25 protein-coding genes are annotated in these 26,586 nt (G+C 42.6%); 9 read left to right on the forward strand and 16 right to left on the reverse strand.

The features are described from left to right. Nucleotides 1-123 precede the first annotated feature (123 nt). The 6 genes from FM019_RS08325 to FM019_RS08350 all read right to left on the reverse strand — a co-directional run bounded on the left by FM019_RS08325 (nucleotide 124) and on the right by FM019_RS08350 (nucleotide 5,481). Nucleotides 124-1,077 (reverse strand): hypothetical protein, encoded by a 954-nt coding sequence (locus tag FM019_RS08325; protein WP_143835462.1) that lies wholly within the window; start codon nucleotides 1,075-1,077, stop codon nucleotides 124-126. A gap of 13 nt (nucleotides 1,078-1,090) precedes the next feature. After that, nucleotides 1,091-1,762 (reverse strand): hypothetical protein, encoded by a 672-nt coding sequence (locus FM019_RS08330; RefSeq protein ID WP_143835463.1) that lies wholly within the window; start codon nucleotides 1,760-1,762, stop codon nucleotides 1,091-1,093. Further along, nucleotides 1,755-2,297 (reverse strand): RNA polymerase sigma factor, encoded by a 543-nt coding sequence (locus tag FM019_RS08335; RefSeq protein WP_143835464.1) that lies wholly within the window; start codon nucleotides 2,295-2,297, stop codon nucleotides 1,755-1,757. Before FM019_RS08335 ends, FM019_RS08330 begins: the two co-directional genes overlap by 8 nt. Before the next feature lie 74 nt (nucleotides 2,298-2,371). Next, a complete protein-coding gene (locus FM019_RS08340) occupies nucleotides 2,372-3,283 on the reverse strand; it encodes a hydrogen peroxide-inducible genes activator (RefSeq protein WP_143835465.1) in 912 nt (303 codons plus the stop codon). A 240-nt stretch (nucleotides 3,284-3,523) separates the two neighbouring features. Continuing rightward, a complete protein-coding gene (locus tag FM019_RS08345; protein WP_143835466.1) occupies nucleotides 3,524-4,792 on the reverse strand; it encodes an inorganic phosphate transporter in 1,269 nt (422 codons plus the stop codon). Between the two features lie 11 nt (nucleotides 4,793-4,803). Beyond that, the gene (locus tag FM019_RS08350) at nucleotides 4,804-5,481 is read right to left on the reverse strand and encodes a TIGR00153 family protein (RefSeq protein ID WP_143835467.1); all 678 of its coding nucleotides are present in this window, start codon (nucleotides 5,479-5,481) and stop codon (nucleotides 4,804-4,806) included. 336 nt (nucleotides 5,482-5,817) lie between these two features. On the opposite strand from FM019_RS08350, the gene FM019_RS08355 reads away from it, so the two are divergent. From FM019_RS08355 to ppx, 3 genes are all read left to right on the forward strand, one after another. After that, entirely contained in the window at nucleotides 5,818-6,321 is a 504-nt protein-coding gene (locus FM019_RS08355) for a glycine cleavage system protein R (RefSeq protein WP_143835468.1), read from the forward strand. A 91-nt stretch (nucleotides 6,322-6,412) separates the two neighbouring features. Continuing rightward, nucleotides 6,413-8,476, forward strand: a complete 2,064-nt coding sequence (gene ppk1 / locus FM019_RS08360; RefSeq protein ID WP_143835469.1) for a polyphosphate kinase 1 — start codon at nucleotides 6,413-6,415, stop codon at nucleotides 8,474-8,476. Nucleotides 8,477-8,515: 39 nt separating this feature from the next. Then, nucleotides 8,516-10,045 (forward strand): exopolyphosphatase, encoded by a 1,530-nt coding sequence (gene ppx / locus FM019_RS08365; protein WP_143835470.1) that lies wholly within the window; start codon nucleotides 8,516-8,518, stop codon nucleotides 10,043-10,045. A 9-nt stretch (nucleotides 10,046-10,054) separates the two neighbouring features. Here the strand turns inward: ppx and FM019_RS08370 are convergent, their stop codons facing one another. The 5 genes from FM019_RS08370 to tkt form a co-directional block, all read right to left on the reverse strand. Then, nucleotides 10,055-10,393 (reverse strand): hypothetical protein, encoded by a 339-nt coding sequence (locus FM019_RS08370; RefSeq protein WP_143835471.1) that lies wholly within the window; start codon nucleotides 10,391-10,393, stop codon nucleotides 10,055-10,057. Nucleotides 10,394-10,525: 132 nt separating this feature from the next. After that, nucleotides 10,526-11,425 (reverse strand): fructose bisphosphate aldolase, encoded by a 900-nt coding sequence (locus FM019_RS08375; RefSeq protein ID WP_143835472.1) that lies wholly within the window; start codon nucleotides 11,423-11,425, stop codon nucleotides 10,526-10,528. Between the two features lie 91 nt (nucleotides 11,426-11,516). Beyond that, nucleotides 11,517-12,698, reverse strand: coding sequence for a phosphoglycerate kinase (locus FM019_RS08380; protein ID WP_143835473.1), 1,182 nt, complete (start codon nucleotides 12,696-12,698; stop codon nucleotides 11,517-11,519). A gap of 53 nt (nucleotides 12,699-12,751) precedes the next feature. Further along, entirely contained in the window at nucleotides 12,752-13,759 is a 1,008-nt protein-coding gene (gene epd / locus FM019_RS08385) for an erythrose-4-phosphate dehydrogenase (protein WP_143835474.1), read from the reverse strand. Between the two features lie 61 nt (nucleotides 13,760-13,820). Then, on the reverse strand, nucleotides 13,821-15,815 hold the full coding sequence (gene tkt / locus FM019_RS08390; RefSeq protein WP_143835475.1) for a transketolase: 1,995 nt from the start codon (nucleotides 15,813-15,815) through the stop codon (nucleotides 13,821-13,823). Between the two features lie 306 nt (nucleotides 15,816-16,121). On the opposite strand from tkt, the gene metK reads away from it, so the two are divergent. Next, complete coding sequence (gene metK / locus FM019_RS08395) at nucleotides 16,122-17,270, forward strand: methionine adenosyltransferase (RefSeq protein ID WP_143835476.1); 1,149 nt, start codon at nucleotides 16,122-16,124, stop codon at nucleotides 17,268-17,270. A gap of 52 nt (nucleotides 17,271-17,322) precedes the next feature. Here the strand turns inward: metK and FM019_RS08400 are convergent, their stop codons facing one another. Continuing rightward, the gene (locus FM019_RS08400) at nucleotides 17,323-17,784 is read right to left on the reverse strand and encodes a hypothetical protein (RefSeq protein ID WP_143835477.1); all 462 of its coding nucleotides are present in this window, start codon (nucleotides 17,782-17,784) and stop codon (nucleotides 17,323-17,325) included. A gap of 155 nt (nucleotides 17,785-17,939) precedes the next feature. Between FM019_RS08400 and FM019_RS08405 the strand changes: the two genes are divergently transcribed. After that, a complete protein-coding gene (locus tag FM019_RS08405; protein ID WP_185969227.1) occupies nucleotides 17,940-18,743 on the forward strand; it encodes a M48 family metallopeptidase in 804 nt (267 codons plus the stop codon). Between the two features lie 48 nt (nucleotides 18,744-18,791). Here FM019_RS08405 and FM019_RS08410 read toward each other — a convergent pair whose 3' ends face one another. Continuing rightward, nucleotides 18,792-19,613 (reverse strand): mechanosensitive ion channel family protein, encoded by an 822-nt coding sequence (locus FM019_RS08410; RefSeq protein WP_143835478.1) that lies wholly within the window; start codon nucleotides 19,611-19,613, stop codon nucleotides 18,792-18,794. Between the two features lie 781 nt (nucleotides 19,614-20,394). Between FM019_RS08410 and FM019_RS08415 the strand changes: the two genes are divergently transcribed. Together FM019_RS08415 and FM019_RS08420 are read left to right on the forward strand one after the other, a co-directional pair. Further along, nucleotides 20,395-21,123 carry a 16S rRNA (uracil(1498)-N(3))-methyltransferase gene (locus FM019_RS08415; protein WP_143835479.1) on the forward strand — a complete coding sequence of 243 codons (729 nt, stop codon included), beginning with the start codon at nucleotides 20,395-20,397 and terminating at the stop codon, nucleotides 21,121-21,123. Nucleotides 21,124-21,221: 98 nt separating this feature from the next. Further along, nucleotides 21,222-22,685 (forward strand): GAF domain-containing sensor histidine kinase, encoded by a 1,464-nt coding sequence (locus tag FM019_RS08420; RefSeq protein WP_143835480.1) that lies wholly within the window; start codon nucleotides 21,222-21,224, stop codon nucleotides 22,683-22,685. Nucleotides 22,686-22,768: 83 nt separating this feature from the next. Here the strand turns inward: FM019_RS08420 and FM019_RS08425 are convergent, their stop codons facing one another. Together FM019_RS08425 and FM019_RS08430 are read right to left on the reverse strand one after the other, a co-directional pair. Next, a complete protein-coding gene (locus FM019_RS08425; protein WP_143835481.1) occupies nucleotides 22,769-23,419 on the reverse strand; it encodes a response regulator transcription factor in 651 nt (216 codons plus the stop codon). Beyond that, nucleotides 23,416-24,564: a sensor histidine kinase gene (locus FM019_RS08430; protein ID WP_143835482.1), complete on the reverse strand. Its 1,149-nt coding sequence runs from the start codon at nucleotides 24,562-24,564 to the stop codon at nucleotides 23,416-23,418. The genes FM019_RS08425 and FM019_RS08430 overlap by 4 nt, the downstream gene beginning before the upstream one ends. Before the next feature lie 162 nt (nucleotides 24,565-24,726). On the opposite strand from FM019_RS08430, the gene FM019_RS08435 reads away from it, so the two are divergent. Both FM019_RS08435 and FM019_RS08440 read left to right on the forward strand, forming a co-directional pair. Continuing rightward, nucleotides 24,727-25,497, forward strand: a complete 771-nt coding sequence (locus FM019_RS08435; RefSeq protein ID WP_143835483.1) for a hypothetical protein — start codon at nucleotides 24,727-24,729, stop codon at nucleotides 25,495-25,497. Nucleotides 25,498-25,594: 97 nt separating this feature from the next. Further along, nucleotides 25,595-25,978: a phosphopantetheine adenylyltransferase gene (locus tag FM019_RS08440; protein ID WP_143835484.1), complete on the forward strand. Its 384-nt coding sequence runs from the start codon at nucleotides 25,595-25,597 to the stop codon at nucleotides 25,976-25,978. Between the two features lie 27 nt (nucleotides 25,979-26,005). On the opposite strand, the gene FM019_RS08445 is transcribed toward FM019_RS08440, so the two are convergent. After that, the gene (locus FM019_RS08445; protein WP_143835485.1) at nucleotides 26,006-26,464 is read right to left on the reverse strand and encodes an Lrp/AsnC family transcriptional regulator; all 459 of its coding nucleotides are present in this window, start codon (nucleotides 26,462-26,464) and stop codon (nucleotides 26,006-26,008) included. Nucleotides 26,465-26,586: the final 122 nt, after the last annotated feature.

Below are 26,586 nucleotides of genomic sequence, written 5' to 3' on the forward strand. Positions count from 1 at the left end.
TCATTGCCAAAAGTCATGACACAAATGGTGGTCGGGCCTTGTACAAAAAAGGCTACTCAATTGAGTAGCCTAAAAGATGACTAGAGTATATTTTATTTCTTCGTATGATGCGTCAGTTCTCCGCTAAAAAACATAGCCTTCGGACCTTTCTATCAATTTTTTAACCGATAGATTATCTTTTACGCATGACTGTACGTCTTTGTTTTTGAAGACATAGATTCGATCCTGGCGAGTACGCTGCTCGGCAGACCCGAACCTCGACAAAACGAAACTGATGTTTTCAGATTCGGGGAGTGCCTTTAGGCCATTACCATATTTGCATAACGTAGTGGCAACATTGCTTTCAAACTGCGCGAGAAACTCAGCATATTGCTTTTTCCGCAAGGCGACTTTTTCAGCGTTCCTTTGTCTTTGCTCTTCAGCGAGTTTTTTACTGAGCTTCTCAACCTCTTCTTGCTGCGATTGCAAGGTGTTAATTTCAGTTTGCAGTTCATTTTTTTCTGCTGTTAATTCTTTTCGGCGCTCGCCGTCAGCATTACGCATTTGAAATTCAATGTCTCTTAACCGACGCTCGTTGTTCCTGCGTTGCCAAGAGTAATCACGTTCTTCCTGACGCAGATCTCTTAGCCTTTCTCTGGCTTGTTCCATTGCTTCATGCGCATGTTCCATTGCTGCTTCGACTTCTTCTGACCATTCACTATCATCAATATCAATGAGATAGGTTCCTTCACCACCAGAAATAGCTGGAAGCGGTGGTACAGGAGGTTTAGGTGCAACAATCATGTCGTGCCCGTCCCAGAATTCGAATGAAAAGCTATTACGACCCGAACTTGTGCTCACTTCAAACACAACACCTTGATTCGCCAAATAAGTCACTTCAAAATTTCTGACCGTAATCCCTTCTCTTTTATCACCCTGTTTCAGCGATGTTTTTAAGATATTGCTCATAATTTCCAGCTCATTGTTAAGCTCGACCAGGTTAGTTTTAGCCATAGCATTTGCGCATAACATACTGGAAACTAGCATTGCGATACTGGCGGAAATCAACGTTCGTTTTGTGCTCTTAAAAGTTTTCATTTTCTACTCCTAATTATTCGTTTGTAACAGGTAACGACGCTTCACCGGACCAGGGTTGTGCGTTGGCACTATCGAATATTTCTTGTTGTAATTGATTTAGTTGACGCGCGTAAAAAATTTGATCTTCACTACGCTGCTCATTGATAAATTTGATCAGTTCGCCGAAATCTTCTTTACGTTCTTGTCGACTAGAGGCCAGCAAATAGTTGGTCAATTGAGTACTCGCATCCAACTGTTGTTCTCGCAAGGACTGGGCATAAGCATTCATTGCAAGTTGTTGATTTTGTTGGAATTCAGCAAGTCGTTGATCGACTATCATTTGCACATCTGAAGAACGATTTTTATTGAAACTCACTGTTAATTGGCCGTTTTCAACCTGTGCTTCGAACCCACTAAAAACCAATACAACGGCGAAGATAGATAACGCTGTAGACAACGCTGGAAAGCCTGACCATTGCCACCATTTTGTTTGCTCACCCTGTTCAAAAGTAGAGGCACGATCCCAATTTGGCACCTCAGCTGCTTGGTAGTCCTGAGCTTTCAACAGTGTGCTGTTGACCATTTGAACTTGCTGGGCAAATTCTTCATCTTGTGCACAGCGTTGTTCAAACGCCTGACGTTGTTGGTCATCTAACTCGCCTTCCATCCAAGCGGCAAGTAATTGTTGTTCGTTCAAATTAGGCATATTCAACCTCCATAAAGGTTTTTAATTTTGCGAGCGCACTGTACAACTGCGATTTTGCAGTATTTGATGAAATCCCCAGCTGTTCTGCTATTTCATCAAACGTAAACTGACCAAAAAACTTCAGCTCAACAACGGCCTTTTGAGACATCGGCAATCGCTGCATAGCTTCAACTAATTGATGATTATGCTGAGATTTGGCTAACACTTGTTCCAAACTCGGCTCTGTACTCTCTATTTCAGGGCTATCTTCTAGCCCTTGGTGCGGTTTTTTACGCCGATAAAACTCAATACAGCGGTAGTGTGCAATCTTAAACAACCAGCCTCTGAAGCTACCGTCTCCGCGATAGTTTGCTAGATTTCGAAACACAGAAATAAAAACTTCTTGCATCAAATCCAACGCATCGTGGTTGTTCCCTGTCATGCGAATACCATAATTGTATATTTGGGCTTCATAGCGTTTGATTAAATTCAACCAGGCACGTTTGTTTCCGCTTAATGCCTTTTGAATGAGGTGTTCATCGCTCTTCTCAAACACTTATTAGTAATCCTTTGTTTTAGTTATTGATAAAGTCGACACGCTTTTTAAAAAAGTTTGGATATCAACAATAATTATTTAGTTAAGGTAGGAATAGGCATTAGTGGCGACAATAATTCGGCTAATAATCTGAATAGTCGGATACGTGTAGTACCCGCTCTCCAAACTAAGCCAATTTCGCGAAACGCATTGTTTTCGGCAGGCATCGAGATCAGCGGTGAAGTACTAAGAATATGATGTTTGATAGCTAATTCAGGCATAAAGGTATAACCCAATTTGCTATTCGCAATCTGAACCAGCGTATATAAACTTGAAGCGGCTAGATTGTTAACCTGTTCTGCATGTTGCAACCCACATGCGCTAACCGCATGTCCTGTCATGCAGTGTTCTTTTTGCAGTAAAAATACACTTTGTTTTGGCAATGCCGAGACATCCATGGGTTGTGGCAATGTGCTGACGAGATCACTGTGGGCGATTAAATGAAAAGGATCATGACCAATAACCAGCTGTTTACATCCAGGCGTATCCATTGGTAAAGCAAGGATCAATATGTCGAGTTCGCCATCGCCCAACTGTTTTAACAAATTCTCAGTAGTATCTTCTTGCAACTGCAAATTGATATCCGGCAGCTCGCTATTCACAGTGTTAATAACATCTTCAAATACAAAAGGCGCAATGGTTGGAATAACCCCGAGCTTTAGATTTCCTGCCTGCCAATTGCCGGCAGTTTGCGCAAAATCAACCAATTCATTTGCATCATTTAGCAGTTTTCTACTTTTCTCAACAAGCTCCAACCCAAACGGTGTAAACACAAAGGTTTTGTGATCCCTTTCTAACAGTTGACAACCAAACTGTTCCTCCAAGTTTTGGATAGCGGTGCTCAGCGTCGACTGGCTAACGTGACACTGTTGTGCTGCCTTATTAAAATGCTGCACTTGATGCAAGGTGACAAGATACTGAAGGTGTTTAAGGTTTGGCCATTTCATACAAACGCGATTCTGAAAAACTGATTAGTATCACTAGTTTAAATCAATTTTTTAAATATTGTTACTTACCTGTTCGTTCCAGCCAAAAATTCGCACAGTTAGCGAATCGGAATTGGGATGCGGCAATCAGGCGAAAGCTTGATTTACAATCTCTTCCGACAATTGATATGCATTAATACTTTGTGAGTTAAAGGTCACAAAAAAAGGCGCTAACGCGCCTTTTTACAAAATTGTAATACGTTAAACCGTAAATATGGCCTTTAACATATAGAAGAAAACAACTGACAGCGCTGCCCCCGCCGGTAAAGTAATAACCCAGGAAACAACAATATTTCTGACCACGCCAAGATTCAATGCCGCAATTCCTCTTGCCATGCCCACACCCAGCACAGCCCCAACAAGTGTCTGTGTGGTTGATATGGGTAGGCCTGTACCAGAAGCTATTACGACAGTAGACGCAGCTGCTAATTCGGCAGCAAAACCTCGGCTTGGCGTAAGATGTGTAATTCCCTTGCCGATAGTACGGATAACGCGGTGACCAAACAATGCTAAGCCCGCTACAATACCGAAGGCTCCCAGGGGTAAAATCCACCATTCAAGAGGGGTCTTTGCAACAATCTCACCACCGTTGTTTACTACTGACACAACTGCAGCCAATGGCCCGATAGCATTGGCAACGTCATTGGAACCATGCGCAAATGCCATACAACAAGCTGTGACGATCATTAATATCGCAAAGACTTTTTCAACATTGGTGTAGTGCATGGATTTGTCTAAACTTTCATCAAATTTAATTCGGTTGATGTAAAACCGCCCAACCAAACCGATGGCTATCGCTATGCCAATTGCCCATGAGTACCCTTCAATTTGGCTAAGGTTTAGACCAACATGTTTTAATCCTTTTTTGATGGTAACCAACGCCATTACAAAACCGGCAAGCGCCATATAAAACGGCACATATCGTTTAGCACTTTTGAATGGATTATCAGTGTCAAAAATAAGCCGTTGAGCACTAATAAAGATCAAGTAAGCGATGAATCCCGAAATCGCCGGTGTGATCACCCAGCTAGCAACGATACCCCCTACTTTCGACCATACAACGGCATCAGCACTCACTCCCACGGCGGCAAAGCCAACGATTGCGCCAATAATTGAGTGCGTTGTTGAGACCGGCCAACCCAAATAGGATGCCACAGCTAGCCATATTCCAGCTGAGAGCAGCGCAGATATCATGCCGAATACCAATAACTCCGGAGTATCGACAAAATAGGCTGCATCGATGATACCTTTTCGGATAGTCGCTGTAACTTCTCCGCCCGCCAAATAGGCGCCGGCGAATTCAAATATCATGGCAATAAAGATTGCTTGTTTAATCGTAAGCGCTTTTGAACCTACGGATGTGCCCATGGCATTGGCCACGTCGTTCGCACCAACCCCCCATGCCATTAAAAAGCCGACCGCAGCCGCGATTACTATCAGGATAATCCCGTAACTATTTATAATTTCCATTGCGAAAAACCTTAACCTGCCAACATCAATTCGAGTCTAGCGCCAACGCGCTCCGCTACATCAGCCAACTCGCCAACCCATTCAATGATGTTATATAAAAACATCACTTCCACTGGGTTTAAGTCTGCTTCAAGTTCTAACAACGTTCTTCGTAATCCGACTTGCATGAAGTCTGTGTCATCTTCGATGAGGTCTAATTTTTTGATCATGGTTTCAACCAAATCAACTTCGCGCCCTTTAAAACCTGCCTCTAGTAGCTCATCAAGCTCATTGATAACATTTTTTGCTTGTGAAGTGGCATCCAGACAACGTTCTAAATATTGGGCAAACCCATCTTTAATTTGCGCTGGAATTTGCAGTTTCCGGCCGAGCACACGACCCGATATGTCTTTTGCTTTGTTGGCAATTTTATCTTGCTGAGTGAGCAATCCCAGAATGTCCGAACGCTGAATTGGCATGAACAGTCCGCTAGGTAAATTGGTTCGCAATTCTCGTTTAATCTTATCTGCTTCTTTCTCAAGCTTTGAGATTTGTTGTTGAACCTGTTCTGCAGCGTCCCAATCGTTTTGATAAACGTGCTGAAAAAAAGATGTAAGTAGCTGACTACATTGGTCGACCTTATTGATGTGGTCTTCCAATGGCTTTAGGGGCGATTTAGCAAACACTCCCAAAAAGGAATTTGTAGGCATAAGATTTCTCTTTTAACTTTCGTTTGGCCATTACTGCGACGCATCATACTTGAAACTTTCTTAGCTTTACATGACTTTTACGCACAAAAGTCGAGCCGGGTAAATTTCAATCCAATGATAATTTAAGCTCACTAACGCAGAAAAACCGAGTAAAAGTTAACGACAAACAACAACAAAGCGATGTCAAAGTAAGCTAACAATTGCATCGACATTGCGATATCGCTTAACAAATCATATCTGAGCTTAACTTATCTCAAAAAATCAAATAATTAAGCTTATTTAACCGCGCCTTTAGGCTATGCTAAAAGGCATAGTTTTAAAATTAAGGAAGCTGAAATGAAACCGATTATTTTAACCTTGATAGGAAACGACAAGCCAGGGCTGATCGAGTCTCTAGCACAAAAGGTTTATTCAATAGAAGGGAATTGGTTATCGAGTAATTTTTCTCATATGGCTGGTCAGTTTGCTGGATTTGTGGAGTTGAACATTCCCGCAGACAAGCATCAAGGATTTGTTGAATACCTAAATAGTCACCCTGACCTAACCATTCATTCAGTGAGCACAGAATCTGCTGACGAATCATCCGATAATGTCGCACAAATTGAAATTATTGGAAACGATAAACCTGGAATAGTCCAAGAGCTAACCTCAGTATTGCATGGCTTCAATATAAATATCGTCAAGTTCACTTCTGGTTGTGAAAGCGCCCCCAATTGGGGAAGTTTATTGTTTAAAGCCCAGGCAACCGTAACAATACCCGAGGGGTTTGATACGGACCAACTGACCGGCGCATTAGAGGGGGTCGCCAATGATCTCGTCGTTGATGTCACTATCAAGTAGTCTGGAGTAAACGACCTATTGTCATACTAAGTTCATCTAATTTGTGGATTATGGATTGTTTGTGTCATAAAAGAGGCCCAACGTATAAGCTATGTCAGTAACAGAATTGTATTATCCTAAAGAACTCAGTTGGTTGTCTTTCAACGAAAGAGTGTTACAAGAAGCCGCTGATAAAAATAATCCCATCATAGAACGTATACGCTTTCTTGGTATTTTTTCCAGTAATATGGATGAGTTCTATCGTGTTCGTGTCGCAGAGGTTAAACGTCAGATTTATATCCATATGGACGAAGATGACGAGGTGGCTGCCGCATCAAAAAAAGAATTGATGGTAAAGATTCAGCATAAAGTTTTAATCATGACTGAACAATTTGAGAAGCTTTACGAAGACATAATCAAGGGGTTGAGTAAGTACAACATTCATATTATTCAAAAAGATCAGCTCAGTGACTTTCAAAAAAGTTGGCTAATTGATTATTTTCGTAACAAAATCTTAAGACATATCGCGCCAATTCTGTTGCATAAAAAAGTTGATCTTGTAAAGCGGCTTAATGATGTTGGTACCTTTCTTTATGTGGCCATCGTCAGAGAAGGAAAGGCCACTAAGTATGCCACTATTGAACTGCCGACCGAGGCCATGTCGCGCTTTATATTAATTCCACCTGAAAACAGTCGCAAAAAGAAGCACATAATTTTAATCGATGATGTTATCCAACTTTGTTTAGATATCATTTTCAAAGGCTTTGTAGAATTTGACGAGCTTTACGCATACTCCTTTAAGGTCACTAGAGATTCTGAATATTCAATCAACGATGAGATTGATGAAAGTTTCGTCGAGAAGATGTCAGAAAGTATGAAACAGCGTCTCATTGCTGAACCTGTGCGTGTTATCTACGATGGTGATATGCCAGAAGATATGCTTAAAAACCTTAAGAAGCGTTTAAAGATTTCATCTTATGACAGCCTTATTCCTGGCGGGTCCTATCGTAATTTTAAGGACTTCATTGGCTTCCCTAACGTTGGCAGAAGCTATTTAGAAAATCCAAAACTACCAGCAATTAATAGCAAGGTATTTTCCGAATTTGATACCGTTTTTGATGCTATTACTCACAAGGACATCTTACTTTATTACCCCTACCATCGGTTTTTGCATTTTACTGAATTTGTGCGGCAGGCTGCCTTTGACCCGAGCGTAAAAAACATTCGATTAAACATTTATCGAGTTGCCAACAAATCACGGATCGTCAGTTCACTGATTGATGCCGTGGACAACGGAAAAACGGTTACTGTGGTGGTGGAACTTAGGGCCAGATTTGACGAAGAAGCCAATATAGAATGGTCAAAAACCATGACTGACGCGGGCATTCGTGTTGTTCTGGGTTCTCCGTCATTTAAAATACACAGCAAATTATGTGTGGTCAGTCGCGAAGAAAATGGACAGCTGGTGAATTACGCGCATTTTGGTACGGGAAATTTCAATGAAAAAACCGCCAAAATTTATACCGACTTTAGTTTGTTTACGCGTAATCAAGAATTAGCTCAGGAAGCTTTATTGGTGTTTGACCTGATTCAACTTCCGTACAGGCGCACAAAGTTCCAGCATTTGCAGGTGTCGCCCTTGAATGCTCGAACTAAAATTCAAATTCTTGTCAGACAAGAAATTCAAAACGCGATAGAAGGTCTACCAAACGGTATTACACTAAAAGTAAACAATCTGGTTGATCAGGAGCTGATTGATGATTTGTATCGGGCGAGCCAGGCGGGAGTGAAGGTTCAAATTATCCTCCGAGGCATGTGTGGTTTGCTACCAAACGTAAAAGGATTAAGTGAAAATATCAGCATAATTAGTATTGTTGACCGCTTTTTGGAGCACCCGAGGGTTATGGTGTTTAAAAATGCAGGTCAACCCAAAGTGTTTATTTCTTCCGCTGATTGGATGGGCAGAAATATGGATAACCGTATCGAAGTCGGCTGCCCAATCTACGATGAAGAATTAAAACAACGAATTATTGATATTTTAGATATACAGTTAAAAGATACGCTTAAAGCAAGAGTGATTGACGCAAAACAAAGCAACAAATACGTCAAGCGGGGGAATCGCCGCAAATTGCGATCTCAAGTGGAAATCTACCACTATCTAAAAAACTTGGAATAACGTGAAATATCTTTCATCAACATTAAGTGGTGACCCAACGTGCCTGACGTAAGTGAAGTATTTGATAATATAGAGTCAAGACCAACGACTCAGGTCGCGGCGCTAGATTTAGGCTCGAACAGTTTCCACCTGGTCGTCGCTCGTATTGTTGCTGACAACGTACAGATACTGCATCGCATCAAACAAAAAGTGCGACTTGCCAATGGTTTAGATCAACACAACATACTTTCGCAAGAAGCCATCGACAGAGGTATAGATACCTTGAAGGTCATTGCCGAAAGCCTGAAAGGATTCGAACCCGACACGGTAAGAATCGTAGCCACCTATACATTGCGAAAAGCGAAAAACGCCAAGGAGTTTATTCGTGCAGCTAAAAAGGTTTTCCCCTACCCTATTGAAGTGATCTCTGGTATCGAAGAAGCGCGTCTGATTTATTCCGGTGTGGCGCACACAAATCAGGATACAGGACAACGCTTGGTTGTAGACATTGGTGGTGGGTCTACTGAATTCATTATTGGCGAAGGTTTCGACGCCAAGTTGCTTCGCAGTCTGCAGATGGGTTGTGTTAGCTATACTAAAAGGTTTTTTAGTGGTGGCGAACTCACTCGCCAGGCATTTAAAAAAGCAACAACTGCCGCGCAGCAAGAATTAGAATTGATTGACGACAAGTACTTAAAAACGGGTTGGCAAACTTGTATTGGAACCTCAGGAACCATCAAAGCGATAGTATTATTGGCACAGTCGCTTGATGAATCCAACCCCGAAGGATTCGTTGCGCTAGATGATTTGGAAATTCTTCGCAACCAGTGTATAGACGCTGGACACATCGAAAACCTTCAATTTGAACAAATCACACCCGATCGACGCCCCGTATTGGCCGCGGGGATCGCTGTTCTCATAGGCGTATTCAAAAGTCTAAAGATATTAACTATGGAGTACTCACCTGCTGCACTTCGCGAGGGTGTACTTTATGAAATGGAAGAACAACTTTCTCATCGCGATATTCGAGAGCGCACTGCGCAAAGTTTAGCAACTCGATATGACGTCGACACTGAACAAGCAAAAAGAGTTCATAACACCGCACTTTCAATTTACGACCAATGCAGAAAGGGTTGGAAAATTGGTGGGCAGGAAAATAACAATATGCTCGGGTGGGCTGCGCTTTTACATGAAATAGGACTGCAAATTAATACCCGTGGGGTCCAGCGTCATTCTGCGTATATCATACAAAATGTTGATTTACATGGTTTTAATCAAGAACAGCAAAGTTTACTGTCGATATTAATCAGGTTCCATCGCAAAAAAGTTCGCCCCGAAGAAATCCCCGAGTTCTGGCAATTTGACGCGCAAGTCGTGTTTAAGTTGCTGGCATTACTGAGGATTAGTGTGCTGCTGAATATCAAACGTCAAGATGACATTATTCCAGAGTTTGACGTAGATGCTTCAGAAAACAAAATAGTGCTGACATTTCCTCCGCATTGGTTAGAACAAAAGCCAATTTTCATGGCAGATTTGAGTCGTGAACAGCAATATTTGAACGCGCTGGGGTTGGAATTAAAATTTGCTTAATAGACGCAACTAGCGTCCAAGATATTCGTCGATGAGTTCAGACAATTTCTCATCCAAATGTTCTTCAAATTCATCCAAGTCTTTTGAAAATACATTCAAATAGGCTGATGCTTTGGCGTGGTCTAGTTTTTTACCATTGGTTCGATACTCTGTTTCGGGCAACGCTTTATCATAGCGAGGAGTGATAACCCAACGGACAAAATCAGAGTCTAAATTAGCGACTGCTTTTTTTGCGTGTTTGCAAAAGCCTTCAATATGCTCAGCACCATCCGGCCCCAGACATCCAGGTTCAACTCGGAAAGTCACCGTTAATTTTTTGTATAGTGGTAGCGGAAGTTCGTAGTCCATTGCGTCGTTTTTCTCGTTAGATGTATTTCAATATAGACGAGCAAATTGTCTGTGCAAATAGGAAATTAAAAAAGCCGAGCAATTGCTCGGCTAATTTTTACAGCATTACCCCATTAACTCGCGTTGAGTGAATTAGGTAATTGATGCATCGTAAATGGATTGAATGGATAGATCTAAGGTCCCTTCAAATTCTTCATCAGTGAGTTGATATAGCAGTCCTTCCGATAACGCACGAGAAAAGCTGGCTATCATGCCTTTATTTTCGCTTAATCGGCGGTTTGCTTCCTCTCTGCTGTATCCACCAGATAACGCTACCACTTTTAACACTCTAGGGTGAGCAACAAGGCTGTCATAGAATCCAGCGATTTCAGGTAAGGTCAATTTTAACATGACAGATTGTGTTGTTGGTAATGCATCCAAGTGTTTGAGCAATTCGCCTTTCAACAATAATTCGGCAGCAGATTTCTCTGGGCTATTAATATCGACTTCTGGCTCGATAATAGGCACCAAACCTTTGGCAAGAATTTGGGCACCGACGACAAATTGCTGCTCCACAATATCATGCACACCTTTCTCATTCGCGAGTTTGATCACTGAGCGCATTTTAGTACCAAACACATCCTTGGCATTTGCTTTATCCAACAGTTCATCTAGCCCTGGAATGGGTTTCATTAACTGAACACCGTTGGCCTCGTCTTCCAGACCTTTATCAACTTTCAGAAAAGGGACGACATTTTTTTCTTGCCATAAGTAACGTGAGCTGGCTTTACCCTCGATGTCTCTGTCTAAGGTATTTTCGAATAAAATTGCACCTAACACCCGTTTACCATTGAATGCTTTACTTGTGACGATACGAGTGCGCATTGCGTGAACTTGGGCAAACATTTCCTCGTCATTTGTATAGGCACTTTCATCAACACCATAAAGTTTTAAGGCTTTTGGTGTGCTTCCTCCACTTTGGTCAAGTGCGGCGATAAACCCATTCTCAGTTTCAATCTTTTTCAGCATGTCTAATTGTGCTTGTGATGCCATTCGCAACACTCCTTTTTAAAGCTTGGTAGAATACAAAGGTTGTTTAGAACGCTTCTGCGTTTCTTGTTTTTTTCAATCGTTTCGTAAAAGGCTAGGCTTGCCCTCGTTTTTCCAACATGGCTACAGCGGGTAACACTTTTCCTTCCAGAAACTCCAGAAAAGCGCCCCCTCCTGTAGAGATGTAAGAGACTTTATCAGCAATATCGTACTTATCAACAGCGGCAAGCGTATCACCACCACCGGCAATTGAAAATGCTTCGCTGTTGGCAATTGCTTGGGCGAGTCGTTTAGTACCTTCACCAAATTGATCAAATTCAAATACCCCGACTGGGCCATTCCATACGATGGTACCCGCTTTTTCAATCATCTGCGCCAAGGATTCAGCTGTTTTTGGCCCAATATCGAATATCATGTCTTCGGGTCCAACGTTTTCAACAGATTTGAGTGTCGCCTCTGCGGTTTCAGAAAATTCTTGCCCCACAACAACATCTTCTGGTACTGGAATTTGACCACCCGCCTTTTTGGCTGCGTCAATCAATCGATTGGCTTCTGGGATCAAATCTTCTTCATACAATGATTTGCCAACGCCATGACCTTGCGCCGCAATAAAGGTATTGGCAATTCCGCCACCAACAATGAGTTGATCGACGATCGAAGAAAGGGAATCAAGTACAGTCAATTTGGTCGATACTTTTGAGCCTCCGACAATGGCCAACATTGGACGTGCGGGGTTATCGAGGGCTTTTCCCAATGCGCTTAGTTCACCGGATAACAGTGGTCCAGAACAAGCAACTGGAGCAAATTTAGCAACACCATGGGTCGATGCTTGTGCTCTATGTGCAGTCCCAAATGCATCCATTACAAATACATCGCATAGGGCAGCATATTGTTGGGCGAGTGCTTCATCATCTTTCTTTTCGCCAACATTGAAACGAACATTTTCAAGAATGACCAACTCACCAACGTTAACGTCGACCTCTGTACCTAGATAATTTTTTTCCAGTCTGACGGAACAATCCAGTGCATCATTGAGATAATCCACAATAGGGGCAAGCGAGTATTGCTGCTCAAACTGGCCTTCTGTTGGTCTACCTAAATGTGACATGACCAACACTTTGGCTCCGGCATTAAGCGCATGCTCAATAGTGGGTATAGCAGCCTTTAGCCGCGCATCGGAGGCAACGTTACCGTCTTTGATCGGCACATTTAAATCTTCTCTGATCAGTACTCGCTTACCTGACAGTTCAAGATCAGTCATGTTGATAATTGTCATTTTTGTTCCTCAAAACTTTTTAAAATGTTTATTCAATGGTTTTTTCAGACCACTTATTCTAAAAACATCGCTGCCGCTGTATCAATCATCCTATTCGCAAATCCCCACTCGTTGTCACACCAGACCAAGGTTTTGACTAGCTGTTTGTGACTGACTCGTGTTTGTGTACCATCAACAATGCAAGAATGGGGATCGTGGTTAAAATCCACCGACACTAAAGGCTCTTCAGTGTAACCTAAAATTCCTTGTAATCTGCCCAGACCTGCACTTCTGAGCACCTGATTAACTTGCGCAATAGAAACCTCTTTTGCCAAGGTCACGCTAAGATCCATAGCGGTCACATTAATCGTGGGCACGCGAACAGCGATCGCTTCGAATTTTCCAGCAAACTTAGGCAAAATGCGTTCAATTCCGACCGCTAGTTTAGTATCAACGGGAATGATCGACTGACTGGCTGCTCGAGTCCTGCGTAAATCTGGATGGTAGGCATCAATAACCTGCTGATCATGCATTGAAGAATGAATTGTTGTAATAGTGCCACTCAACACTTCAAAGGCGTCGTCTAGCACTTGTATCACTGGCACAATACAGTTTGTGGTGCATGAACCATTCGATACGATGCGATCTTCCGGTTTAAGCAGGTGGTCGTTGATGCCGTAAATGACCGTTGCATCCATATCCGGTGTTGATGGATGAGAAAAAAGGACTTTTCTTGCACCCTGCGCAATATGAAACTCAGCATCTGCTCTATCGTTATGAACGCCTGTGCATTCCATGACCAAATCGATATCCAGTTCCGCCCATGGCAGCTCATGTAAGTGTTCACATTGCAATAATGTGATGGTGTCTTGGTCAACTTTTAGTTTGCCACTTTCAAGGCTTACAGAATGACCGAAGCGGCCATGGGAAGTGTCGTATTTGAGCAGGTGCGCAATGCCTTCAGGATCGGCGATTTCGTTTATTGCAACGACTTTGATATCTTCGTTTCGATGCGTCTCATACAGGGCACGCAATACATTGCGGCCAATTCGACCAAACCCATTGATAGCTATTTTTATCATTTAATGCTCAATGCTAAGCAGGTGCCGTTCCCGGCACCTGTCTGGATGCACATAGACTTAATTACAATAAGCGTTTTGCTGCTTCAACAATCGCATCAGGTGTAAAACCGAAGTGCTTCATTAAGGCGCCACCTGGGGCAGATTCTCCGAAGGTAGACATGCCGATTATTTCGCCTCCCAAGCCAACATACTTGAACCAGAAGTCAACATGGGCAGCTTCAACGGCAATGCGCTTAGTCACAGATTTTGGTAAAACCGCTTCTTGGTAAGCTGCATCTTGCTTGTCAAATACATTGGTACTAGGCATGGAAACCACTCTGACCTTGGTCCCATCATCAGCTAATTGTTTGGCAGCTTCTAAGGTAATATTTACTTCAGAACCTGTGGCAATCAAGATGACTTCTGGTGAAGAGTCGTTTTCAAACAATACATAACCGCCTTTTGCAATATTGGCCAGCTGCGCATCATCACGTTGCTGTGCTTGCAATCCCTGACGACTAAATACGAGAGATGTTGGACCTTGTGTCCTTTCAATCGCTGCTTTCCATGCAACGGCTGTTTCAGCGCCATCACAAGGACGCCAGGTTTCCATATTGGGTGTCATTCTCAGATTAGCAACTTGCTCAACAGGCTGGTGCGTAGGGCCGTCCTCCCCCTGACCAATCGAGTCATGTGTGTAGACAAATATATTCGGAATTCCCATTAATGCCGACATTCTCACCGCATTGCGAGCATATTCCATAAACATTAAGAAAGTTGCACCATAAGCTCTGAAGCCACCGTGCAACCCCAGTCCATTCATGATTGCGCTCATACCAAACTCACGGACACCATAAAATATATAGTTTCCGCTGGCATCATCAGCTGTGATCCCTTTGGAACCCGACCACAACGTTAGGTTCGAGCCAGCAAGATCCGCTGATCCCCCAACAACCTCGGGAAGCATACCTGCAAAGGCTTCAATCGCGTTTTGAGACGCTTTTCTGCTCGCAATATTTTCGGCTTTTTGTTGGGTTTCTTTGATAAATGCGGTCGCTTTGCTTTCAAAATCAGCTGGTAACTCACCTGCTAACCGGCGCTTCAATTCAGCAGCTAACTCTGGGAAAGACTTTGCATAGGCGTCAAATGCTGTATTCCAGCTTTCTTCTCTTTGAGCACCTTGTTGTTTGGCATCCCAGTTAGCATAAATGTCTTCTGGGACAACAAAAGGTTCATGGCTCCACGATAGTGCCTTACGGGTTTCTTGCACCTCGTCAAGGCCCAAGGGTGAACCATGGCTGTCATGACTTCCAGATTTATTGGGTGAGCCAAAACCGATGACAGTTTTACAACAAATCATCGTTGGACGAGCAGTTTCTGCTTTTGCTTGTTCAATAGCAGCTTTAATCGCTTCAGGATCGTGACCATCTACATCAGCAATAACATGCCAACCGTAAGACTCGAATCTTGCAGGCGTATCATCGGTGAACCAGCCTTCTACTTCGCCATCGATAGAGATGCCGTTGTCATCCCAAAATGCTACCAGCTTGCCAAGACCCAAGGTGCCCGCGAGCGAACATGCCTCGTGAGACACGCCTTCCATTAAACAACCATCACCTAAAAAACAATAAGTAAAGTGATCGATGATGTCATGACCAGGTTGATTAAATTGGGCACCGAGCATTTTTTCAGCGATTGCCATACCAACAGCGTTAGTGATGCCCTGCCCCAGAGGACCCGTTGTAGTCTCGACACCCGGTGCATAACCGTATTCAGGATGCCCAGGTGTTTTAGAATGAAGTTGTCTGAAGTTTTTTAACTCTTCTATTGGTAGATCGTAACCACTTAAATGCAATAAAGAATAAATAAGCATCGAGCCGTGACCATTAGAGAGAACAAATCGATCACGGTTAGCCCATCCAGGGTTAGTTGGATTGTGCTGTAAAAAATCACTCCATAAAACCTGGGCAATATCTGCCATTCCCATAGGTGCGCCTGGGTGACCAGAGTTAGCTTGTTGCACTGCATCCATGGACAAAGCGCGAATGGCGTTGGCGAGTTCTCGACGTGACGGCATAGAGTCTCCTGCTATTTGATTGCCTAAAGCGTGATCAAAGCCCATAAAATAAACGTAAGACTCTGACTGTTATCACTTTGATACTAATGAGGCTGGCCATTTTCTATCAGCCACAGTCGAACTGCAACGCTTATTCATTATTGATTATGCTTTTCTGATGACTTTTTTGTCTGGAAAGCTTTTTGAACATTTAGACATTTGGACGTCTAGATGTAAAGACTGGTATTTTTGTTATTTGTGGTTAAAATAGAAAAATCGCCGATGAACTATAGCCAAGGCATAAAAAATTAACTGTAGGACTTTTACATGACATCACACCTATTCACCTCAGAATCTGTGTCCGAAGGGCATCCGGATAAAATCGCCGACCAGATTTCAGACGCCGTATTGGATGCAATCCTAGAGCAGGATCCAAAAGCCAGGGTTGCCTGCGAAACTTTTGTTAAGACAGGTATGGTCTTAGTAGGAGGTGAGGTGACCACATCCGCATGGGTAGACATTGAAGAACTGACCCGAAAAACAGTCAGAGAAATAGGCTATACCCACTCAGATATGGGATTTGACGCTGATTCGTGTGCGGTGCTCAATGCCATAGGCAAGCAGTCGCCAGACATTAACCAAGGAGTCGACCGCAAACGACCTGAAGAACAAGGAGCTGGAGACCAAGGGCTGATGTTTGGTTATGCCAGTGACGAAACAGACGTATTAATGCCAGCCCCGGTAACTTATTCCCACCGGTTGGTTAAGCGTCAAGCCGAGGTGCGGAAAAACGGCACCTTGAACTGGTTGAGACCAGATGCCAAGAGTCAAGTGACCTTTGTTTACGAAAACAATCAGCCCGTTGGTATTGATGCGGTTGTGCTTTCAACCCAACATTGTGACTCGATCAGTACAGCAGATCTACAAGAAGCAGTCATGGAAGAAATTATCAAACCTGTATTGCCTGAAAAATGGTTAACCGCGAATACAAAGTTTTTTATCAACCCGACAGGTCGCTTTGTGATTGGTGGTCCTATGGGTGATTGTGGCTTAACAGGTCGCAAAATAATTGTAGACACCTACGGCGGAATGGCTCGCCACGGTGGCGGAGCCTTCTCTGGCAAAGATCCTTCTAAAGTTGATCGTTCGGCGGCTTACGCTGGCCGTTATGTTGCTAAAAATATTGTTGCTGCAGGCTTGGCCAAACGCTGTGAAATACAGGTGTCTTATGCCATTGGCGTGGCTGAGCCGACTTCTATCAGCATCGAAACCTTTGGCACAGGAAGCGTATCCGATGAAAAGCTAACGGAGTTAGTGCGTAATCATTTCGATCTTCGCCCCTACGGCCTGATTCAAATGCTAGATTTAGAACGTCCAATTTACCAGCAAACAGCAGCTTACGGACATTTTGGCAGAGAAGAGTTTCCTTGGGAAAAAACCGATAAAGCGTTAGAACTTAAGAACGCAATCAAATAACGCTTAAAAGTGCAGTTGACGTAAAATTTCATACAGCAAAGATCAAAGTGCCCTAATATTCAGAAAGATCTTGTTCACAATGATAATGGCTTGTCGCGTAAACTTTGACGTTACGCGACATTCTTACTCGCACACACTCTCCCGCATCGGCTGGAAAGTGATCAAGTACGACAATGACCTGATCACCATCTACAGCGCGCAAATAGTATTCATATCCCTGATTTGACCCTTCAAACAAAGACGTAATTGCACCGCCAAGCAATGCGCCGACAATTGCGCCACCTAAAATATCACCGCGATCACCGTGAGAATTCTCCAACGCACCCCATAATCCCCAAGCGACAGCGGCTTCTCCCACTTCAGAATCAAATTTGATCGGGTAAACTTGTTCAACCTGAGCATAAAATTCGGTGACATATTGATTGCGGTCTCCATGCTCATAATCGTATGAAGCACAACCGGCCAGGAAAAACACCGAGATCAATGTGCTGACTACAAAGTTAAATGGTTTCATTGTTCTGTACCCAATTTGCAATGATAATGGTCAATATAGCGTCACGAAATTGAACCTAACCTTAACAACATCAGATGTGATATAACATTTATCACGTGTGCGAATTTGTACAGCACCTTAAACACTTTTAAACATCTAGCTTACGGACAACAGGAATGACATCAGTCACCAAACACATCATATTAGCAGCAACTTTCGCTTTTTTACTCACGGCTTGTGCTACGTCACCTACGGGACGTTCACAATTGAAACTTTATTCCAAAGGGCAATTGGCGAATATGGGCGCTCAAGCTTTTGACAGCATGAAGTCGAATCAAAAAGTATCTAAACAAGCGGTAGATAACCAATATGTTTCTTGCATCACATCCTATATAACTAAACATGTGCCTAAAAGTGTGTATGACGGCGAATGGGAATTGGTGGTGTTTGACGAACCCCAAATTAACGCATTCGCTCTACCTGGTGGTAAAATTGGCGTTTATACAGGTCTAATGGAAGTCGCTGAGAACCAGCATCAGCTTGCCGCCGTCATTGGTCACGAAGTGGGTCACGTTATCGCCGAACATGGTAACGAAAGAATGTCCAACTCAACACTGATAGGTATGGGTATGGAAGTGACCAATCAGTTGCTACAAAGCAATCAAATAGCTAACAGCAATATGATCATGGCAGCGATTGGCATGGGTGTGCAGGTTGGTGTTCAATTACCTTTTAGTCGTACTCATGAAACTGAAGCTGATTTAATTGGCCTAGAGCTAATGGCTCGAGCTGGTTTTGACCCCAAGGAATCCGTCAATTTATGGGTTAATATGGATAAAGCAAGTGGCGGTAAGCGCCCTGCTGAGTTTATGTCCACCCACCCCTCTCCAGCGACTCGCATTGAAACTTTGCAAAGCAATATGGCCGCGGCTTCTCACCTTGCCAACCAAGCGACAGACAGGCCAAACTGTCAAAAATAATCGACATAAAAAATGCCGCAATTGCGGCATTTTTCATATAGAAAGTAGTTAACTCTCTGTTTTGTGAACGTGCACATCCATTTGCGGGAACGGGATACCGATACCTTCTTGGTCGAAACGAAGCTTGACTGCTTCGGTAAAATCAAATTTCACCGCCCAAAAATCGGCTGACTTGACCCAAGGGCGAACCACAAAATTAACGCTGCTATCGGCTAATTCAGAAACCGCCACTGTAGGCTCAGGGTCTTTTAAAATGCGCTCATCAGCAGCAACCATCTCGAGCAAAATCTCTTTTGCTTTTTTCAAGTCTGCATCATAGGCAATACCTACAACCATATCGACTCTGCGCGTTTCTTTAGCGGAGAAATTGACAATGTTGCCACCATAAATTGCACCATTGGGAACAATAATCTCTTTATTGTCTGGTGTCGTCATCAGTGTGGTGAAGATGGTGATGTCTTTCACTACACCAGCCGTACCGCCCGCTTCGACAAAATCACCACGTGCAAACGGGCGAAAAACCAGCAACATCACACCGGCAGCGAAGTTTTGCAATGACCCTTGCAAGGACAAGCCTATCGCTAAACCTGCAGCACCTAAAATCGCCACAAGTGACGTTGTATTGACGCCAAGTTCATTCAATGAGGCAATAATAACAAACAGCATCAATATGGCAGTCAGGATAGACTTCAGGAAGTCTACCAACATGTCGTCATATTTCGAACGTGCCATGACTTTGCCAAATACACCGATCAGTATACCGACGACAATTTTACCGATAACGTAAATTAAAATCGCAAACAATATGTTTAATCCGTAAGGGATCACATAGGTTTCAACGAGCTGCGATACGTCTATATCTTCAAACATTCACTTTCTCCCGAGCTTTATTATTTATTTAGGTTGCGAAAGAATTCTATCCAAATACCTAAAAGCTAAAGCTGTTTGGTCCGGTACAACTAAATTCTACATCGACTTGAGAAATAATAGATGAATCAGATAGATATGCACTATATTTTTGTACTTTGTGGAACAAAATTGTGTTGCAAATTGGCGTCAATTGAATACCCGATTGACGCCAAATGTATTGAACCTTGTAACACGAATGTCAAATTAATCCGTTACAGTGGGCTCGATTGGTCGCTGAACAATAAATAAGCATATGAAATAACTCAGCTTTTAAAAATTATCTGGTGTTAAGCGCTTTTTTGAGTAACCAATACGCGTAATTAACTGCTATACTTACGCTCCGTTTTAAAAAGTGTCAGCTTTTAAAAAACGATTTGCGTAATATTTTTAAAGGAATTGAAAATGTTAATACTCTCAATTATCTTCGTTAGCTTAGTAGTTCTCTTGATATTTTGTTTATCAAAAGATACCGGCGAGCACACTGTGCATGCTCGAAAAGGCCTTACCTCGAGAAGGTCAGATACTAAAAAGCCTGCTGAGCAACGAACAATTGATACATCAGATACAATCGGTGCTAACTGATTGATCGAGCTGCTGGGCAAAGCCCAGCGGCGTATCTAACTCCGGATTTATCCTCGATTTAATCAACTCAGATCGTTTTACGGTTCTCAATAAACTGCGTAAACTAGAGCCTGTTAATTTTCGTTTTTCATTTTAATCAGACCTCTGGACAATTTTTGACATGCGTATACCCAGAATTTTTCATCCCGATGTGCTTAAAGTTGACCAAGTAATAGCATTATCTGCTGACGCCTCAAATCATTTAGCAAATGTGCTTAGACTTGATTCTGGGCATCCTATTGTTTTGTTCAATGGCGATGGAACCGAATACAGTGGAGAGTTGACCGAGGTAAAAAAAAGACAGGTGTTTGCCAGTGTTGATGCCAAACTTTCCATTAACGTCGAGTCTCCACTATTGATTCATCTGGGCCAAGGTGTCTCTCGAGGTGATCGCATGGACTTTGCCATTCAAAAGGCAGTTGAGTTGGGTGTAAGTGAAATTACACCTATTTTGACTGAACGATGTGCGGTGAAGTTATCTCCAGAGCGCTGGCAAAAAAAGCACCAGCAGTGGCTCAAACTAATTCAATCTGCCTGTGAACAGTGTGGCCGCAACACCCTCCCTACTCTCCACAAACCAATATCACTTAGTGAGTGGTTACGCCAATCTACAAATCAAGCCCGGGTCACGCTTGATCCCAAAGCAACAAAAAGCATTAAGCATTTGGCGTTGTCACCCCAAGGAGTCAGGTTGTTGATTGGACCAGAAGGTGGTCTCACTGACAATGAAATATATAGTACTGAGCAAGTGGGATTTGACGCAGTACAAATGGGTCCCAGAGTGCTTAGAACAGAAACTGCCGCTATCGCTGCAATAAGCGCCCTTCAAGCGATACATGGGGATTTATAGGTAAAAATATTGCCGTTTACAGAATCTTTCAGTGTGATAGATTGGTGTTTGTTTTTTAAACAGAGCAATCTAAAATACTCAACTATAATTAGAAGATAATGAGTTCACTGAAAGTCGTAGATATCAACGAATCGCGTAGGTTCACACATCTTAAACGTCACAACGCTATCGAGCACGGAAGAGCAAATGCGCTCGATTCTCTTGTTAAAGGCAAGCCGCTTCATGATGTCCTCAGTCAAATAATTTACAGCCTTGAATCAGCGACTGAAGGTCTAAAGTGCTGCATAAGTTTACTTGATGAATCTAAGACAGTTTTGTCTCCTTTTGCTGGTCCAAGTTTGTCGCCTGAATTTTTGCAAGCGCTGGAAAACCTGCGTATTTACCCTGCTAACAGTACCTGTGCAAAAGCGCTAGCAAGCAAGGAGCTAGAAGTTTGCGAAAATATTTTTGACGATCCGGATTGGGCAGGGTTTACCGATGCGGCCGAAGAACATCAATTGAGTTCCTGTTGGTCCCAACCAATTATCTCTCCAAATGGTGAGCCCTTTGGTACCTTCTGTATGTATTTTTCTAAACCTAGCTCGCCAGATCAAGATGATATAGATTCACTGCTGTATGAAGCCCAAATCGTTTCGATTATTTTAGAGCGAGCGAGCAACATTGAACAACTCAAAAACGCCAACATCAGTTTAGAGCGGCGGGTTGAAGAGCGAACAAAAGAACTCACCGAAGCAAACTTACTTCTCAAAAAGGCACTCGAACAGCGAAATGAAGTACAGCTACAGTTAGTTGAAATGGAAAATATGGCAGCGCTTGGCACAATGATGTCTAGTTTGACCCATGAGATCAACACGCCTATTGGTGTCGCAATTACCGCTATATCGCATTTAAGATCGATTCAGGAACAGTCATACGAATTGTTTAAACAAGAGAAGTTAAAACGCTCAACTCTCCAACGTTTTTTTGAAGAATCTGAAGAAAGCGCAGAAATCATTGAGCGCAATTTAATGCGCTCGACAAACTTGATCAAAACGTTTAAACAATTATCGATTGATCAACACAGCCAAGATGCAAGAAAAATTAATGTGTGTGGTTATTTGGATGAAATCTTGCTCAGCCTTAAGCCTCGTTTAAAACGCACTAAGCATAAATTCTGCATAGATGTGGATCCGGAACTGGAAATAATTAGCAATCCTGGCGCGATCAGTCAGCTGTTGATCAATCTGATCATGAATTCTGCTCAACATGCTTTTGATCAAGACACTATTGGTCATATTTTTTTCAAGGTAAGAGAGTTTGAAGGAGCAACCGGCGAAAAAAGCATTAAAGTAATCTACAAAGACAATGGATGCGGCATGTCAGAAAATACCATTGAAAATATTTACAAACCCTTTTTTACAAGCGCTCGCAACGCAGGTGGCAGCGGTTTGGGTATGCACATTTGTTACAATATTGTCGTCAAAGTGCTAGGTGGACGCATTGATTGCCGCTCAAAATTAGGTAAAGGTGTGGAATTTACAATCACGTTCCCTGAAGCGAAATTAGGGTTAGGCGCTAAATAACCCCAATCCCGGATTGGGGTTAAAAAACACCAGCTAGATATAAAGGAACCCACTTAAAATCGTCGTTCTCTCTACTAAATAAGTTAGATAATTCCCTGCTCTATCGCTTTTAAAACCGCTCGAGTGCGATCTCTTACCCCTAGTTTAGCCAACACATTAGACACTTGATTTTTCACAGTGCCTTCGGATTTAAACATTGCTTGAGATATCTCCCGGTTGCTACAACCTGCGGCCATCAACCTTAAAATTTCAACTTCTTTTGTACTAAGTGGTTCCGGGGTTTCGATACTATCAAATTCATTTTGTTTACCCTGCAAACCTTGCAGCACCCGCTCGGTGATTGCTGGTTGAATAAGTGTTTCGCCCGCATGCACAGTTTCAATCGCTTCGACCAGTGTTTCCAAAGACACATCTTTAAGAAGATATCCTTTAGCTCCTGCTTGCATAGCCTGCATAACCAATTGGTGATCATCAAACGTCGTGAGCATGATTACCGGGGGTTGAGAATCTGGCTCCCACTGATTGATAAGAGCCACAGCTTCGATACCGGTTTTAATGGGCATACGAATATCCATCAGCACGACATCGGGATTCTGCAAACAAATTTCATCGAGTGCTTGCTGTCCATCAGCAGCTTCAGCCACGACCTGAATTTTGTCTGAAAGCGACAATAAACTTTTAATCCCCTCTCGAACCAAGGTTTGGTCGTCGACCACCATGACTTTAATACTCATAGCACCTCCGGAAGTTCGATAACCGTCTTAAACCCGTTTGGAGAAAGGTTGGCAATGAAATTCCCCCCCAATTCCTTGATTCTCTCTCTCATACCTTTTAATCCATTTCCTTCGGTAAGTGTTTTAGATTTTTTATGATGCCCGTCATCGCTCATTTCAACCAAAAGATTATTATCAATTTGATCAATGCTGATAGAAAAATGTTTTGCGTCACTGTGTTTTAAGGTATTCGTCAAGCACTCCTGAACACACTTCAAAATGGCATCAGCAGTATGCATATCGCTGATCTGGATACTGCGTTTAATATCTAGATCGATGGTAAGGTTTGGCACATTTTCGATAAGCTGTCTCAATGCAAATTGCCATTCAATCGCTGATTTTTCGCGAATTTCAGAGACCGCTTCCCGCACATCACTCAAAAGCAATTTGGATAGATCGTGGCATTGCTGGATGTTTTTTTGTGCCTCGCCATCGGTGATCCGTGCCGCTACCTGCAATTTTATTGTCAATGCCGTCAAATGGTGCCCAAGCAGGTCATGAATATTACGGGAAATCCTTACTCTTTCAGCTTGTTTTGCAGCTTCCCCTAACAAGGCTTGAGTGGCCAACAGCTCTCTATTTATTTCATTAGCTGCTTCCCGCGCCCTTTTTTCCCTAATGGTGGCGTTTACCATCACCAGAGCAAACATATTGAAGGTCCAAAACAGAAGCGCAGATAATCCATTAAACTCTCTTCCCCAAGCGACAGAGAAAACAATCCAAAGGGGGGCTGACCACAATGGAGAAGAGATTACAGCAGTTCGAAATGAGACAAAATAGGGTAGCTGTGCACTCCATATAGTCACCAGGATTGCGATGTAGGTGAAAGGAACAACTGCTGCTGCTGCCATTATTGCAATATATTGAACAACAAGTAACGAAATGCTTACTTGGATGTTTTCTAACGCGTCATGCTCAACAATCGAAGCCAAAAAACTCAACTTAAAAATCACAAAGAAGGTCACCGCCGCAGCGATTGATGTCCAAGAGTAATCATTTGAGTCATACATCAACCAAACAGCCGATATGCTAACAACAGCCCAAGCCATAACGGCCGTAAGGCTTTCAATACTTATATATTTATTAACGAGATGCTTAACGTCCATTCATTCAGGGTTCATGAGCTGATGTGATATCGTCTAGTATGCGACATAACCCCCGCTGAACTCCATAGGTATAAAGTCACTTTTAAAAAAATGACTTTTGGCACTGCATTCATTTTGGCCGGCAATTTAAAGTGTAGTCATACTTGATTTAGGAGAGTTTGCATGAATGCATTACATGGTTTTTTATTTTCGAGTCATATAGTCGTTGGAACCTTGGCCTTAATATTGTTTTGGATCCCGATTGTGGCGCGCAAAGGCGGGATAAATCATATTAAATTTGGCAGATTCTATGGCTGGACGATGTATACCGTAGCCGCTACAGGTGCGTTAATGGCAATTTTAGTGTTGTACGATCCCCTGCAAATTAAAGGACACCTCATGAATGCCGGCACAGATCCAGAGAAATTTAGCGCTACAATTAGAATATTCTGGGGATTTTTATTGTTTTTGAGCCTGATCACCTACGTCAGCGTTCGTCAGGGATTCGCAGTATTGTTGCATAAACAAAACACTCAAGCTTTGCGCACGTTTTGGCATATATCACCACTGGTATTAACAGCAATAGGTGGTGCAATAATATTAACCCTTGGCATCATGCACTCGCGAATTTTGCATATTGTATTTGGTTTGCTCGGGATAAGTTTGGCGACGGGTATGTTGCGCTATTGCCTAAATAAAACACCTAATCCCAACCAGTGGCTGTTAGAGCACTTTGGCGGCATGATAGGCTCTGGGATTGGCGCGTATACCGCATTTATTGCCTTTGGTGGTCGTCAACTTTTTGCTCAAGCAGGATCACTGCAACTTATTTTTTGGATAGCACCGGGCGTCATTGGCAGTATCGCAATTTTCTATTTATCACGTAAATACCAACCTAAAGCGGCAAATAATGCTAATGCCAAATTATCCAGTTCGCCGGACAATAAGACTTAATTTTGAAAGGCTGGCAGCCATTACTTGCGAGGTTATTGATTAATTTATTGGGACAATTACTCTGACTGCACCTATTCAACAAATCGAGTTCCAGAGTATGAATAAAGTGTTATCAGCAATTCTGTTATTGGTCGGGTTAATTCATATCCTGCCAATAACAGGCGCATTTGGGATGCAACAATTATCCAACCTCTACGCACTCGACAAACTGAGCGCTAGCGCTGAATTGCTGATGCGGCATAGAGCCATTTTACTCTCATTAATTGGATTGATTCTTATCATGTCAGCATTTTTGCAAGCATTACAGGTGTCAGCCTTAATATTGGCCATGATCTCAGTGTCTAGTTTTTTGTTGCTGTGGTTTTTAATGGAAGCACCTAATGCAAAATTATCCGTCGTAGCAATCGTAGATGCATTCGCCTTGGTGCTTTTGTTGATCGCTTCGGGATTTTATTGGCGTTTGCATTCTACAATCCACTGAACTCATGAATGTTGGTCTCTGTATGGTTCAATGAACGGGTAACACTGTGGTGTATTTAATTTGTTCCATCGCAAAACTTGATGTGACATCAGACAAATCCACGCCAGAGACTAGATTTTTATAAAATCGATCAAAAGCTTTTAAATCCTGTACTACAACTTTTAACATGTAATCGTACTCTCCACTCATGCGATAAAATTCAACCACTTCGTCAAAACTACTGGCATGTTTGGCAAATGCTTTTAACCACTTGTCATCGTGTTTTGCCGCTTTTACTTGCACAAAAGCCGTGGTTCCAAGACCCATCGCTTCAGCGTTTAACAGTGCTACACGCTTTTGAATGACCCCAGACGCTTCGAGTTTTTGAATGCGACGCCAGCAGGGTGTTGTGCTTAAACCTACTTGCTCAGCTATGTCATTGACCGAGACTGTCACGTCGTTTTGTAATATTCGCAGAATTTGCGCATCTATAGCATCAACTTTCACATAATCACCATTATTAGAATTTAATTCCAATATATCAGTGATTATTGATATTTATTAGCATTTTATTCCTAAATTGCGTGTCACTATATCAATATCAAAAAGTAAAAATTAACACCAAGCCC

It is taken from the genome of Aliiglaciecola sp. M165 (assembly GCF_007197995.1).
In the GTDB taxonomy this organism is placed as follows: domain Bacteria; phylum Pseudomonadota; class Gammaproteobacteria; order Enterobacterales; family Alteromonadaceae; genus Aliiglaciecola.